The sequence below is a fragment of the Cutibacterium sp. LaCa_255 genome, assembly GCF_057458005.1.
Genome location: NZ_CP190956.1, coordinates 604547 through 618731, shown reverse-complemented (window position 1 = coordinate 618731; position 14185 = coordinate 604547). Strand labels below are relative to the sequence as shown.

13 protein-coding genes and 1 tRNA gene are annotated in these 14185 nt (G+C 64.8%); 2 read left to right on the top strand and 12 right to left on the bottom strand.

Annotated elements, in window-relative coordinates; translation table 11 throughout:
• Positions 1 to 44: 44 nt before the first annotated feature.
• Together ACP8ML_RS02775 and mfd are read right to left on the bottom strand one after the other, a co-directional pair.
• A complete protein-coding gene (locus ACP8ML_RS02775) occupies positions 45 to 422 on the bottom strand; it encodes a hypothetical protein (RefSeq protein ID WP_117188745.1) in 378 nt (125 codons plus the stop codon).
• 103 nt (positions 423 to 525) lie between these two features.
• The gene (mfd, locus tag ACP8ML_RS02770) at positions 526 to 4182 is read right to left on the bottom strand and encodes a transcription-repair coupling factor (RefSeq protein ID WP_171048601.1); all 3657 of its coding nucleotides are present in this window, start codon (positions 4180 to 4182) and stop codon (positions 526 to 528) included.
• A gap of 26 nt (positions 4183 to 4208) precedes the next feature.
• On the opposite strand from mfd, the gene ACP8ML_RS02765 reads away from it, so the two are divergent.
• Entirely contained in the window at positions 4209 to 5345 is a 1137-nt protein-coding gene (locus ACP8ML_RS02765; RefSeq protein ID WP_117188749.1) for a PrsW family intramembrane metalloprotease, read from the top strand.
• A 6-nt stretch (positions 5346 to 5351) separates the two neighbouring features.
• On the opposite strand, the gene pth is transcribed toward ACP8ML_RS02765, so the two are convergent.
• The 5 genes from pth to ACP8ML_RS02740 form a co-directional block, all read right to left on the bottom strand.
• Positions 5352 to 5954 (bottom strand): aminoacyl-tRNA hydrolase, encoded by a 603-nt coding sequence (gene pth, locus ACP8ML_RS02760; protein ID WP_065673637.1) that lies wholly within the window; start codon positions 5952 to 5954, stop codon positions 5352 to 5354.
• Positions 5951 to 6568 carry a 50S ribosomal protein L25/general stress protein Ctc gene (locus ACP8ML_RS02755; protein ID WP_065673638.1) on the bottom strand — a complete coding sequence of 206 codons (618 nt, stop codon included), beginning with the start codon at positions 6566 to 6568 and terminating at the stop codon, positions 5951 to 5953. The genes pth and ACP8ML_RS02755 overlap by 4 nt, the downstream gene beginning before the upstream one ends.
• 184 nt (positions 6569 to 6752) lie before the next feature.
• Positions 6753 to 7721 (bottom strand): ribose-phosphate diphosphokinase, encoded by a 969-nt coding sequence (locus ACP8ML_RS02750; protein WP_117188751.1) that lies wholly within the window; start codon positions 7719 to 7721, stop codon positions 6753 to 6755.
• The gene (glmU, locus tag ACP8ML_RS02745; RefSeq protein WP_117188982.1) at positions 7718 to 9016 is read right to left on the bottom strand and encodes a bifunctional UDP-N-acetylglucosamine diphosphorylase/glucosamine-1-phosphate N-acetyltransferase GlmU; all 1299 of its coding nucleotides are present in this window, start codon (positions 9014 to 9016) and stop codon (positions 7718 to 7720) included. The genes ACP8ML_RS02750 and glmU overlap by 4 nt, the downstream gene beginning before the upstream one ends.
• 93 nt (positions 9017 to 9109) lie before the next feature.
• Positions 9110 to 9188: transfer RNA gene (locus ACP8ML_RS02740), tRNA-Gln, on the bottom strand.
• Between the two features lie 130 nt (positions 9189 to 9318).
• Between ACP8ML_RS02740 and ACP8ML_RS02735 the strand changes: the two genes are divergently transcribed.
• Positions 9319 to 9951 (top strand): TetR/AcrR family transcriptional regulator, encoded by a 633-nt coding sequence (locus ACP8ML_RS02735; protein WP_065673639.1) that lies wholly within the window; start codon positions 9319 to 9321, stop codon positions 9949 to 9951.
• Here the strand turns inward: ACP8ML_RS02735 and ACP8ML_RS02730 are convergent.
• Genes ACP8ML_RS02730 through rsmI form a run of 5 tightly spaced genes read right to left on the bottom strand, consistent with a single transcriptional unit; the run spans position 9933 to position 14098 of the window.
• Positions 9933 to 10454, bottom strand: coding sequence for a MarR family winged helix-turn-helix transcriptional regulator (locus tag ACP8ML_RS02730; RefSeq protein WP_065673640.1), 522 nt, complete (start codon positions 10452 to 10454; stop codon positions 9933 to 9935). The two genes, ACP8ML_RS02735 and ACP8ML_RS02730, sit on opposite strands and share 19 nt — an antisense overlap.
• The gene (locus ACP8ML_RS02725; RefSeq protein ID WP_171048602.1) at positions 10451 to 11419 is read right to left on the bottom strand and encodes a 4-(cytidine 5'-diphospho)-2-C-methyl-D-erythritol kinase; all 969 of its coding nucleotides are present in this window, start codon (positions 11417 to 11419) and stop codon (positions 10451 to 10453) included. The genes ACP8ML_RS02730 and ACP8ML_RS02725 overlap by 4 nt, the downstream gene beginning before the upstream one ends.
• 23 nt (positions 11420 to 11442) lie before the next feature.
• Positions 11443 to 12339 (bottom strand): 16S rRNA (adenine(1518)-N(6)/adenine(1519)-N(6))-dimethyltransferase RsmA, encoded by an 897-nt coding sequence (gene rsmA / locus ACP8ML_RS02720; protein WP_065673642.1) that lies wholly within the window; start codon positions 12337 to 12339, stop codon positions 11443 to 11445.
• The gene (locus ACP8ML_RS02715; RefSeq protein ID WP_065673643.1) at positions 12336 to 13244 is read right to left on the bottom strand and encodes a TatD family hydrolase; all 909 of its coding nucleotides are present in this window, start codon (positions 13242 to 13244) and stop codon (positions 12336 to 12338) included. The genes rsmA and ACP8ML_RS02715 overlap by 4 nt, the downstream gene beginning before the upstream one ends.
• The gene (gene rsmI, locus ACP8ML_RS02710; protein ID WP_065673644.1) at positions 13241 to 14098 is read right to left on the bottom strand and encodes a 16S rRNA (cytidine(1402)-2'-O)-methyltransferase; all 858 of its coding nucleotides are present in this window, start codon (positions 14096 to 14098) and stop codon (positions 13241 to 13243) included. Before rsmI ends, ACP8ML_RS02715 begins: the two co-directional genes overlap by 4 nt.
• Positions 14099 to 14185: the final 87 nt, after the last annotated feature.

Genomic DNA, 14185 nt, shown 5'->3' with positions numbered 1-14185 from the left:
ATTCCAGCAGTGCGCGTTTCATGGCACTCAGCACTCGTGAAACATCAATAGCTGATCGTCATCGAGGGGAGCGACACCACTGAGCCGCCATCAATCCCCTCCACCGTCAGGTGATAGTCACCAGCAGGCTGTATTCCCCAACCCGTGTGAGTAGCTGAATACTTGCACAGCAGCGCCTTATTCCCTCTTGCAATATCTGGAAGAACCCACCTATCCTCATGCAAGCCCCAAGTGATGGATTTCGCGGAACACTTACCATTGTGCCAGACAATCGTTTTAGCATTATCGTTTGCATTGTCGTGCCAAGACCGCGTTTCAAACCCCACTCTGACGCTACTGAGATGCGATTTGAAACTACCTTCAGCAAACGCTGGCACAGAAATCGACCCCAAGTCGCATCCGGCGATCACAGCCGCAGACATGACTCGTCCAATTTTATTCTGCATAATCTCTATATCATCTCAACCTCGAGAAAACCATGGACTTATCTTGTGTTCCGATGTCAGCATACCCTAACTCGACTGGTCAAGAACGTGGCACAGCCCCGTCTTTGGTGTCCAACACCCCGGCCACGAGACCGGTAGCCCAATCGAGCAGTTCCTGACCTGCCAGAGACTGCCCCCCGATCCGCGCGGTAGTCGGTTTGGGAACCATGACAAGCCCAGCCGTCTCCTTGACCACTGACCCCGGATACAGCCTCTTGAGTCGCATCACGCGCGACTCCGGCAAATGGACCGGGGAAAACCGGATGTTGCGTCCCGACGGGACCACCTCGTGGATACCTGCCCTGCGACACATGAGACGGAACCGAGCCACCCCGAGGAGGGCCTGTACCGGCTCGGGCATCGGACCGTAGCGATCGACGAGCTCGGCGGCGATGGCGTCGACCTCCTCGTCGCTGCGCACCTCGGCCAACCTCTTGTACATCTCCAGGCGGAGCCTCTCGGTCTCGACGTACTCGACGGGCAGGTTGGCGTCGACCGGGAGTTCGATGCGCATTTCGGGTTCGTCGGCGGCGCTGGCATCACCACGGAACTCTGCGACGGCGTCACCCACCAGACGGATGTAGAGGTCGAATCCGACGTCGGCGATGTGACCGGACTGCTCGCCACCCAGCAAGTTTCCGGCACCGCGGATCTCCAGATCCTTCATGGCGATGGCCATGCCGGCTCCCAGGTCGGTGTGGGCGGCCATCGTCGCCAATCGATCGTGGGCGGTCTGGGAGAGCGGCTTGTCAGCCGGGTAGAGGAAGTAGGCGTAGCCGCGCTCCCGGGAGCGACCGACACGACCGCGCAACTGGTGCAGCTGAGACAGGCCCATACGGTCGGCGCGATCGATGAGCAGGGTGTTGGCCGTGGAGATGTCGATACCCGACTCGACGATGGTGGTGCAGACCAGCACGTCCGCGCGGCGCTCCCAGAAGTCCACCATGATCTGTTCGAGTTGCTTCTCGTTCATCTGGCCGTGGGCGGTGACGATTCGCGCCTCCGGCACGAGTTCGCGCAGCTTGGCGGCCGTCTTCTCGATGGACTGCACTCGGTTGTGGATGTAGAAAACCTGACCCTCGCGAGCCAACTCGCGACGGATGGCAGCGACCACCTGACCCTCGTCGTAGGGGCCGGCGAAAGTGAGGACGGGGTGACGTTCCTCCGGCGGCGTGGCGATCGTGCTCATTTCTCGGATGCCCGTCACGGCCATTTCCAAGGTGCGCGGGATCGGGGTGGCGCTCATCGCCAGGACGTCGACGTTGACCCTCATGCGCTTGAGGGCTTCCTTGTGTTCGACGCCGAAGCGCTGCTCCTCGTCGACGATGACCAGTCCGAGGTCCTTGAACTCAACCTCCTTGGCGAGCAAGCGGTGGGTACCAACCACGACGTCAACCGTGCCGCGCTTGAGGCCATCCAGGGTCTCGCGGGTCTCGGCGTCGGTCTGGAATCGGGACAAAGCCGCGACCTTGACCGGGAACCCGGCGTAACGCTCGGTAAACGTCTGGAAGTGCTGCTGCACCAAAAGGGTGGTTGGCACCAGCACGGCCACCTGTTTGCCGTCCTGAACGGCCTTGAAAGCGGCTCTCACTGCGATCTCGGTCTTGCCGTAACCGACGTCGCCACAGACCAGACGGTCCATCGGGACGACCTGTTCCATGTCGTGCTTGACGTCGGCGATGGTGGTGAGCTGATCAGGGGTCTCGACGTAGGCGAAGGCGTCCTCCAGCTCCCGCTGCCAGGCGGTGTCGGGGCCGAAGGCGTGGCCCTTGGTGGCCTGCCGGGCGGCATAGAGCTTGATGAGTTCAGCGGCGATCTCACGGACTGCCTTGCGGGCACGAGACTTGCGCTTGCGCCAGTCGGCGCCACCCATCCGGTCCAGACTGGGAGCATCACCACCGACATAGCGGGTCACCTGGTCCAGAGAGTTGACGGGGACGAAGAGACGGTCGCCGGGCTGACCCTTCTTGGAGGGGGCGTACTCGATGACGAGATACTCGCGGGTGGCCCCACCCACGGTGCGCTGCACCATCTCCACGTATCGGCCCACACCGTGCTGCTCATGGACGACGAGGTCGCCGGACTTGAGCTCAAGCGGCTGGATCTGATTGCGACGGCGTCGGGGCATGCGCCGCTCGCCACTGACGACTGGGTCCTGGGAGTCAGCGAGGTCTCCGGTGGAAGCCACCAACAGTTTGAGGGAATCCGCGGCGAAACCATGACGCTGATGCAGCCGGACGACCTGGACGCATGGCTCGGTGATGTCGGCGTCGACCTCGTCGACCAGCTTGGCCGCGACGTGATGTTCACCGAGCAGCTCCGCCATGCGCTTGGCGATGCCCTCACCCTCGGCACACAGCACGACCGTCCAGCCCTCACCGAGTCTGGTGGTGAGATCCTCGACGGCCGCCTCCACGTCTCCGCGCCACGGTTCGACGGCCTCCAGATGCGGGTTGACGGTGCGCGGGGCGGTCGTGACGTCGTCGTCGGCAAGGGCATCCGTGGCAGGGGCGTCCAGGGCAAAGGAGGACATCGACCACCACGCCATGCCGCGCTCGAGACAGTGGGCCCTCACGTGGGACAGGCTGCGGTATCCCGAGGCCGCCAGGTCGATCGGGGCCTGGCCACCACCGGCGGCAGCCGCCCACCCGGCTCCCAGGAATTCTTCGGAGGTGCGGACCAGGTCTGCTGCCCGGGAGCGCACCATCTCGGGGTCCGAGAGGATGACCATGGCGTGCTCGGGAAGGACGTCGACGAGCAGCTCCATCTCGTCGACCAGGGCTGGCATGAGGGCTTCCATCCCCTCGACAGCCTGACCATCGGCGATTCGTTCCAGCATGTCCGCCAGTTCGGGGTGGTCCGGTAACAGGGTCCTGGCCCTGGATCGGACCTCGTCGGTGAGGGTGAGCTCACGACACGGAGCGCAGATGAGCTCCTGGTGGGTTTCGTCGGTGGATCGCTGATCGGCCACCGCGAAGGAGGTCATCTCCTCGATCTCGTCACCGAAGAAATCGATACGAACCGGGTGCTCCAGCACCGGCGGGAAGACATCGACGATGCCGCCGCGTACCGCGAATTCGCCTCGGCGTTCCACCATGTCGACCCGGCTGTAGGCGGCATTGACGAGCTCTGCCGCCAGATCGGTGAGATCGTGCTCCTCCCCCACAGCCAGACGGACGGGCTTGATGCGGCCCAGCCCGGCCACCTGGGGCTGAAGCAGGGATCGCACCGGGGCGACGACGACCTGCGGCACCTCTCCTTCTGTGCCGCACAATCGGCGCAGCACCTCCATCCGTCGACCAACGGTGTCGGTGCGAGGACTCAACCGCTCATGAGGCAGGGTCTCCCAGGACGGGTAGTAGCAGACGGCATCGGGACCGAGCCACGTCTCCAAGGTGGCCACTGACTCCTCGGCCTCCCGGAAGGTGCTCGTCACCAGCAGCACCGGCAACCGTCCGGAACCAGTGAGCGCCTGGCTGAGCACAGCAGCCACGGCCGGGCGGGCAGACGGAGCCACTTGCAGGTCGAGAGTGGGGGTTCGCCGGGTAAGAGCGTCCTCCACGGAATGGGAGAGCACCGGCTCGCGGGAAAGAAGGGAGGTCAATCCGCCAGAAATCACCAAGACAGGGTACGTGGTAACACCGACAGCGTGCCTGCCTTCGTGTTCTGCGCTGGTCCCCCGGGCTTGCCAACCCATAGCATGTCGACGTGAGCACCCCACCCATGCAGTACCCACTCGCCCCCAAACCAGTTCGACGCGGCGGAATCCTGCCGATCGTCATCACCATTCTGGGAGCGATCACCATCCTCCTCATGGTGGCCGTCATCGGTGCCGGATCGCCCACATACTTCATCGTCGGCGCGATCCCGTCGACTGCTGCCCTCATCGTGTGCCTGCTGTGCTACCGATGGCTCGACAAGTGGGAGCCAGAACCCGCCCGTCTCACCGTGATGGCACTGATCTGGGGAGGGTCAGCAGCCGTCATCTTCTCCATGCTCGTCGAGGCAGCCATTCCTGCCAGCGAATTCGGCACCGCCGCCGTCGTCGCGCCACTCGTCGAGGAGTTCGCCAAGGCCTCAGTCTTCGTGCTGCTCGTCACTGGACTGCGCAAGCTGGAACTCACCTCTCTCACCGACCACATCTTCTACGCCGGGGTGTGTGCCCTGGGCTTCGCCTTCGTGGAGAACTTGGGATATTTCGCGACCGCTGAGGGGACGGGCGACATCGTCGTCATGGCCCTGGTGCGCACCGGGTTCGGTGTCTTCGGCCACCCGCTCTACACCACCGCGACGGCGGTCGGCGTGTGGGCCTGGCGCAACAAGGGCGGATTCTGGAGGGTCGTTCTGGGCTATCTCGTCGCCTGCCTGATGCATGGTCTGTGGAACGGTGGTCCGACTCTGGTGGCAAGTGCCATGAGGCTGGGCGTCAACGGCCAGTTGACGGCGATGGTCCTCATCTACGTGGTGCTCTTCGTCCCGGTGTTCATCGGCACTGTCGTCATGACGACTCGTAACCGTCGCAAGGAGTCCGAGGCAGTGCGCTCCCAGCTTCCGCTCATGGTCGAGGCCGGCCTGCTGACTCCCGCCGAAGCGGACATGATCGCGGATCCGGGCAAGCGTCGCGCCGTGCTCGCTGATTCGGGCAAGCACGGCAGGGCTGCGAAGCGCAGTCAGGAACGGACCATCACTGCTGTCACGGAAGCCGCGCTCGCGCAGCACCGCATCGCCAGGGGCGAGGGAGGCCCCGAGTTGGTGCGCCGACGTGATCAGCTCTCGGAATGGTTGCGGGCACGCCCCGACAAGTTGGGCCAGTTGCCCTTCATGTCGCAGCTCCCGCAGGCGCAGCATCCGGCGAATTGAGAAGAGTCAGGAGTTGAAACGGTTCTGGGCTGCCGTCAACCCGTGGGTGATGATCGTCTCGACGGCGTCGGCGGCCAAGGCCACCTGAACGTCCATGTCAGCGCGCTGCTTGGCAGGAACCCGGGCCAATACCCAATCAGCGGGATCCTGACGGCCCGGAGGACGACCGACGCCAACCCTCACCCGGATGAAGTCACCGGTGTGGAGATGGGCGCGAATGGACTTCAACCCGTTGTGTCCGTTGTCTCCGCCACCGCTTTTGAGGCGCAGACGGCCCGGGTCGAGATCGATCTCGTCATGGATGACGATGAGATGGTCGGGGGTGATACCTGCGAAATCCGCAACCTTGCGGACGGCGATACCCGACTCGTTCATGTAGGTACGGCTGCGCATCAGGGTGACGGCCTGGGCGTTGGCAGCCGGGGCACCGAGACCAGCCGAGCCGATGCGGGTGCGAGCCAGTTCAGCCCGCTGCCCACGGGCCGACGAGAGCTTCTCGCCGGCCCGACGGCACAACTCGGTGATGACGTCCACCCCGACGTTGTGTCGGGTGCCGTCATAGCGCGGGCCCGGGTTGCCGAGCCCGATCACGAGCCAGGAAGGGCTCACTCGTCCTCGGCCTTCACCTCGGACCCACCCTCGGCGTCCTCACCCTCGGACTCCTCGTCCTCGGCGTGCTCGGTCTCCGGGAAGGCGACGGTGGCAGCGACGGCCTCCGGGTCGCCCTTGAGGGTGGTGCCCTCGGGCAGCTTGACGTCGCCGAGGTAGATGGTGGTGCCGGCTTCGAGGCCGGTGACGTCGATCTCGATGAGCTCCGGGATGTTGAGCAGGTCGGCCTCGACCTCGATCTCGTTGAACTCGGTCATGGCGATGGTGCCAGGAGCCGACTCACCGGTGATGCGCAGGGCGACGTTGACGTCGACCTTCTCGCCACGACGCACGGACAGCAGGTCGACGTGACGGACGAAGCCCTTGAGAACGTCACGCTGGACGTCCTTCGGCAGGACGAGCACGGGCTCCTTGCCCTCAATCTCGATCGACAGCAACGGGTTCTCGGTACGCAACGCGAGGAGGGTGGCGTGGCCCTCAAGGGTCACATGGATCGGGTCGTGGTCATGGCCATACATGACGGCGGGAACCTTGTCGTCACGACGGATGCGACGAGCAGCGCCCTTACCGAACTCGGTACGCTCTTCGGCCTTGAGGTGAATGATGTCTGCCATGGCAGTTTCTCCTTCTCGTTGACGTGAAACGGCTCGACGAGAGGATGCCCAATCGGGCGGCCAGTCGATCACGGACCTTGCGGTCCCTCGCCAAGCAAGGCCACTGTACGGCACGACGTCGTCGTTTCCCAAATGCAAAGTCGCCCACAGCACACGCGGTGCCGTGGGCGACTGAGCTGTCGTGTCAGCGGAACAGGCTGGTGACCGACCCGTCCTCGAAGACCTCCTGAATCGCCTTCGCGATGAGCGGGGCGATGGACAACACCGTCATCGAGGGGATGTTGATGTCGTCACGAATCCTGAGCGTGTTGGTAACGATGAGCTCCTCGATCGGGGAATTGTTGATGCGCTCAGCAGCCGGATCCGACAGGATCGGGTGAGTGGCGGCCGCAATGACGCGCTTGGCACCGTGCTTCTTGAGGGCCGAGGCAGCTTGGCACATGGTGCCGGCGGTGTCGACCATGTCGTCGACGAGTAGACAGGTCTTGCCCTCGACCTCACCGACGACCTCATGGGTGGTCGTCTCGTTGGCCTTGTTCGGGTCGCGGCGCTTGTGGATGATGGCCAGCTGACAACCGATCTTGTCGGTCCACATGTCGGCCAGACGCACACGACCGGCATCCGGGGAGACGACGACCATGTCGGAGTTGTCGTACTTGGAGGCGACGTAGTCGGCGAGCACCGGCAAGGCCCACAGGTGATCGACCGGCCCATCGAAGAACCCCTGGATCTGGGCGGCGTGCAGGTCCACCGACATGATCCGGTCAGCACCGGCAACCTGGTAGAGGTCGGCCATGAGGCGAGCGGAGATGGGCTCGCGGCCCAGGTGCTTCTTGTCCTGGCGGGCGTAGGGGTAGAACGGGGAAACCACAGTGATGCGCTTGGCCGATGCCCTCTTGAGGGCGTCGATCATGATGAGCTGCTCCATCATGGCCTCGTTCACCGGGGCGCTGTGGGACTGGATGACGAAAGCGTCGCAACCACGCACGGACTCCTGGAACTGCACGTAGATCTCGGAGTTGGCGTAGGTGACCTGACGCGAGGGGACGAGGTCGACGCCGAGTTCGGCGGCGATCTGCTCGGCAAGTTCGGGATAGGCCCGTCCTGAGCAGATCATGAGGTGCTTGTTGTTCGGACGGGTGGTTCCACTCACTGGTCAGCCTCCGGGTTGAGGGTGTCGTCTTGGCTGTCGGACATGACGTCCGAGTCGGTGGCGGGAGTGGCGCACTCCCGGGAGAGGACGGATCCGGCAACGACGGAGGATCCTGCGGTCACCTCGGAATCGCCGACGTAGGCCATGTGGGGTATGGCAGCCTCGGTTCCGACGTGAGTGTTCTTGGTCTCGACGAAGGCTCCGACCTTGGCGTCGCGGTCGAGGACGGAGCCGGGGCGGATGTTGGAGAACGGGCCGACGCGTACTCCCTCACCGACGACCGCGAGGGTGATCTCGGACCGGGTGACGGTGGCCCCTTCCCGAATCTCGGAGTCGGTGACGGTGACATCCGGTCCAATGGTGGCTCCGGAGGCGATCGTCGTGGCTCCGCTGAGGAAAACGTCTGGATGCAAGGTGACGTCATTGGCGAGATCGACATCCGGCTGGATCCAGGTGGAGGACGGATCGATAACGGTCACCCCGGACCGCATCCATGCGGTGACGATGCGTCGGTTGACCTCGGCATTCATGCGGGCCAGCTGTACCCGGTCATTGACTCCCTCGGTCTGCCAGACGTCGTCAGTACGGAAGGCACCGACGCGACCGCGACCAGGAACCTCGACGGTGCCATCGGCAGCCATGGTGACGACGTCGGTGAGGTAATACTCGCCCTGAGCGTTGTCGCTGGACAGTTTGGAGACGCCGTCACGCAGGGCCTCGGCGTCAAAGACGTATATGCCGGAGTTGATCTCTCGAACGGCCCTCTGAGCCTCGTCGGCGTCCTTGTGCTCGACGATCCCGACGACGGTCTCTCCGTCGCGGAGGATGCGCCCATAGCCAGTGGGATCATCGACCTCGGCAGTGAGGACGGTGACGAGATTGCGACGCTCGCGGTGGACCTCGACCATCTGTTGGAGGGTTTCTCCGGTGAGCATCGGGACATCACCATAGGTGACGACGACCTCGCCGTGAAGTTGGCCCAGCCCCTCGAGACCACAGGCGACGGCGTGGCCGGTGCCTTTCTGCTCGGCCTGAACAGCGGTGGTGACGTCGGGGGCGTCATCAGCCAGATGGGCCTCTACCTGATCGCGACGATGTCCGACGACCACGACGAGATGCTCTGGATCGAGTCCGCGTGCCGCTCCTACGGCCCACGACAGCATGGGTCGACCGGCAACCTCGTGGAGCAGTTTGGACTTCGAGGACTTCATGCGGGTGCCACCGCCAGCAGCCAGCACGATGACGGCGGCCACTCCGTCGATCTCGGTTCGGTCAGTGGACGGGCTGGACGTCACGGTGCTCTCCCAGTTCGGATGCGGCATGCAGGGCCAACTGTAGCCGTCACGCGGTCGCACCGCACCGTGAGGAGGTACGACAGGGTGGATGAGCTCCCCGGGCAGGAGTCGAACCTGCGTCGCTGATCCTGATTCAAAGTCAGGCGGGCCCTGCCGGCAGACCAACCGGGGAACGCTCGGCAAACCGAGTCCCCCCAACCCTAGAGCATGGACCGCGATTCGGCCACGCAACGGGCCTAAGTAGGCTCGATGCTATGACGTCGACGCCCGCATCCCGATCTTCCAGGCACCCACGGGCCCGGATGACCAGCGGACAGCGCCGCGAGCAGCTCATCAGCGTGGCGCGTCGTCTCTTCGCCGACAACGGCGTCGCGGGCACCTCCGTCGAGGAGATCGCTGCCACCGCAGGAGTTTCGAAACCCGTCGTCTACGAGCACTTCGGGTCAAAGGACGGGCTCTACGCCGTTGTCGTCGATCGGGAGGTGCGCCTGCTGCAGGATTCCCTCAATGCCGCGATGACCCGCCCGAAGCAGGGACCACGCCGCACCCTGGAGTCCGCGGTGCTGGCCCTGCTGGACTACATCGATGATCGCCCCGATGGATTTCGCATCATCTCCCGAGATTCCTCGGTCGGATCAACGACCGGCTCCTACGCCTCGATCCTTTCTGACGTCGCTTCCTGGGCGGAAGGGATTCTCGCCGACAACTTCAACCGTCACGGCTTCGACGCCTCCTTCTCACCCCTTTATGCCCCGGCACTCACCGGGATGGTGGGCATGGCAGGACAGGCCTGGATCGACACCCGGGCACCAGCCAAGGAAGTCGTCGCCGCTCACCTCGTCGACCTGGCCTTCAACGGGCTGACACGGGTGTCGGAAAACCCGCGTCTCACCCGCCACAGCGAGCGGGAAGAGGATCAGTCCAGCTCTTCCTGACGAGCCAGCACCGCGCGCAGTCCCCGGCCCAGTTGCTCAACGGCCTGCGGGTCCATCGAGTCGAGGAGACGTCCCTCGGATTCCAACAAGGCTGCCAGAGCTCCGTCGACCCGATTTCGTCCGGCATCGGTGAGCTCGACGATGACCCCGCGACCGTCCTTGGGGTGAGGCAGACGACACACCAGGCCACGGTCTGACAGTCTGGTGATCCGATTCGTCATCGTCCCCGAGGCGACCTCAAGCTCGCTCAGGAGCTGTCCGGGGCTGAGCTGATAGGGCTCCCCGGAGCGTCGCAGGGCTGCCAGGACGTCGAATTCCCAGCCCTCCAGGTCCCATTGTGAGAATGCCTTGGACCGGTCTCGATCAAGGCGACGTGCCAGCCTGGTGACGCGCGACCACACCTCCATCACCTCGACGGGCAGGTCGGGTCGCTCCCTCGCCCATGCCGCGATGATGACGTCGACGGCGTCCTTCGGGTCCTGGTGCTGGTGGGAGGTCGTCATGCGAAGCTCCCCACCGGCCCCGGCAACACCTGAGCGCCGGAGGCCGGGCCGCGGGCCGCCCTGGTGCGATTGACCTGCGGTAGGGCGGACACGGCCCCGCTGACCTTCTTGGCCCCGGCGGAGTCGCGCACGAGGAAGGCGCAGGTGGGTCCGGAACCCGAGACAAGAGCGGTGAGAGCTCCAGCTTCCTTCCCGACTTCCAGCACCTCGCCGAGTTCGGGACGCAGGTCAACAGCGGGGGCTTGGAGATCATTGCCCATGGTGGCCGCGACCGCGTCGAGATCTCCTCTGGTGAGGGCCGAGATGAGGTCGTTGGGTAGGGCCTCTCCCCCGGGGTTCCCGCCCATCTCGTCGAAACGTCGGTAGACGGCTGGGGTGGACAGTCCCTGGTTCGAGGTGGCGATGACCCAGTGATGACGGCCACGACAAATCACCGGAGCCAGACGGTCCCCTCGCCCTCGGCCCAGCGCCACCCCGCCCATGAGGCAGAAGGGCACGTCGGAGCCTAGCTGCGCGGCCAGCGGCTGCAGACTCTCAGGAGAATCGGGAAGACGACACAGGGCGGCTGCGGCGAGCAGGGCTCCGGCGGCGTCAGCGGACCCACCTGCCATGCCTCCGGCGACCGGAATGGACTTGTCGATGTGAATATCGACGCCATGATCGCGCTCCCCCCGCTCCAGGGCGAATTCCTCACGCACCATCTCCACGGCCCGCCAGGCGAGGTTGGTCTCGTCAGTGGGAACCTGGTCGGCATCCTCTCCCGAGACGGTGAGGGTGATGCGTTTGTCGTCACGACGGGTCACCGTCACTTCGTCGTGAATCCCGATCGCCTCGAAGACCGTTGCCAGCGGGTGGAAACCGTCAGGCGCAAGGCTGCCGACCCCCAGCGCCAGATTGACCTTGGCGCTGACCCGCACCGTCACGGTCGTGGGACGGAGCAGGTCGAACGGATCGTCCATCATCATGTGCTTACCGTACCGGCAGAAGTTCACACCTGACCCGGATCGCCGAGGACGCCGGCCTGGGCCAACGCCTCCGCAACACGGGTCAAGTCCACGATGTCAAGGACCTCTCCGCGCACCGTCGGGTCGATCCCGACAGCGCCGATGAGGTCGGAGGCAGCCGCCGAACCACCACACAGTCCAGCCAGTGCGGATCTCAGCATCTTGCGACGGGACGCGAAGACCGCGTCAATCACGCGGAAGACCTGGGAGCGAATGGCCTCAGGGGCTCGTCCATCGATCTGGGGAGGACGTCTCCTCGTGATCCGGACTAACCCGGAATCCACGTTGGGCACCGGCCAGAAGACCGTCGGGGGGACATTTCCCACCCGGGTCGCCTCGGCATACCAGGCCAGTTTGGCGCTGGGAACCCCGTAAATCTTGGATCCGGGAGCGGCCACCAGACGGTCGGCCACCTCCGACTGCACCATGACGACACCCGTCGACCACTGTGGACAGATCGCCAGCATGTGCAGCAACACCGGGACAGCGACGTTGTAGGGCAGGTTCGCCACCAACGCGGTCGGATCGGCACCGGGGACGGCATCGACGTCGAGGGCGTCGGAGAGGATGACCTCCAGCCTGTCGGCAGCCTCTGGCGTCCGCTCGGCCACGGTGTCGGGAAGCTGGGTGGCCAGTACCTCGTCGATCTCGACAGCGACGACCTGGGCGCCGGTCTCAAGCAGGCCGAGGGTCAGTGATCCCAGGCCTGGACCGACCTCGATGACACGGTCGTCGGGACCCACCTGGGCCAAGGAGACGATACGACGCACCGTGTTGGCGTCGTGGACGAAGTTCTGCCCTCGGGTCTTCGTCGGTCTCAGGCCGATCTGACCGGCAATGCGTCGGATCGACGCGGGATCGAGCAATCCGGTTTCGGTCACCAGGCACCTCCATAAGCGGAAAAGGCGTTGTCAGTGAGCTGTTGGCAGGCGCGCGTCTCGTCCCACCCACGCTGCTGTGCCACGAAACGGGCGGTGTGCGGCAGCAGGTAGGGGCCGTTGCGCTTGCCGCGGCGTGGCACCGGGGTCAGGAACGGTGCGTCGGTCTCGACGAGGATGCGGTCGTCGGGAGCGATCGCCAGGGCGTCGCGCTGAGGGCCGGCAGAGTTGAAAGTGATCGTCCCGGAGAACGACAGGTATGCCCCGTGCCCCAGGCAGATCCGGGCCAGGTCGGCATCACCGGAATAGCAGTGCATGATGACCCGCTCCGGCCAACCTTCTGAGTCGAGAACGTCGACGACGTCTTCGTGGGCCTGTCGGCCCTGGGTCGGACCGTCTCCCTCACCACCGTTGCGGGCATCACGCATGTGGATCGCAAGGGTGAGACCGTGCTCATGGGCCAGGGCGATGTGGGCGGCGAAGACCTCCCGTTGGAGGGCCTGGCCCTCGTCGTCAGTCGTGCCGAAGTGGTCGATGCCAGTCTCGCCGATGGCCCGGACGTGGTCGCCGGCGCTGGCAAGGTCATCGATGCGCTTGAGGGCATCGCCGATCTTCTTGCGTCCTAGACGGGCGGCGTCATTGGGATGGATCGCCACCGCCGCAATGACGTTCTTGTGGGTTCGCGCCAGTTCCTCGGCGAACTCGGACCCCTCCACGTCGCACCCGATTTGAGCAATGTGGGTTACCCCGACCTCACGAGCGGCGGCCAGACTGATGGCGGGATCGAGATGGACGATGTCGGCCACCGTGTCGAGGTGGGTGTGGGAGTCCACCAGAGGGGCGGCCAATGGCTCGGGCAGGGGCGGCAGGCCAGCCTCGGCCAGTACCTCACGGATGGCTTCGTTCACGATTCCTCCTGGTCGGTCGAGGCATTCTGGACGGCGTCGTAGAGCTCATGTCGGTCGACACCGGTGGCCCGTGCCACCTGGGCGACGGCCTTGGACGGCTTGATTCCGTCGTCGGTGAGCTCGGCGACCATCTCGACGGCCTCGTCAAGACTCACGGAGTTCCCCCTGGCTCCCTCGATGACGATGGTGATCTCGCCGCGGGCGTTCTCACGAGCCCATTCAGCCAGCTCTGCCAGACCGCCGCGACGAACCTCCTCGTAGGTCTTCGTCAATTCCCGGCACACCGCAGCGCGTCGGTCGGTGCCGAGGATCTCAGCGGCATCGTCGAGCAGATCGGCGAGCCGATGGGGAGCCTCGTAGACGACAGTGGTGCGCGGTTCATCGGCAAGTTCAGCCAGGCGACGACGCCTCTCCCCCGACTTGCGCGGCAGGAATCCCTCGAAGCAGAACCTGTCAGTCGGCATTCCCGAGATGGCCAGGGCTGTCGTCACGGCGGTGGCTCCGGGGACCGAGGTGACGGCGATGTCGTGTTCAATGGCGGCGGTGACGAGCCGGTATCCCGGGTCGGACACCGAGGGCATCCCCGCATCGGTGGCGACAACGACGTCGTCCCCGTCACGAAGACACTCAATGAGCTCGGAGGTTCGGGCCGATTCATTGCCCTCGAAATAGGACACCACGCGGGCAGAGGTCTCGACGTCAAGGCGGCGCAGCAGATCGCGCAGTCGTCGGGTGTCCTCGGCAGCGATGATGCGGGCGTCACGCAAGGTCTCGACGAGGGCAGGTGAGGCGCTACGGCGGTCCCCGATGGGGGTGCCTGCAAGGATGACTCGTCCCGGTTGTGCCTGGTTCACCTGATCATCGTCCCACGCCGGACCGACGGTGGCGTCTCACCAACCCTCTACCATGGCGATGTGGCAGCAGCGAGAAGATCCTTGTCG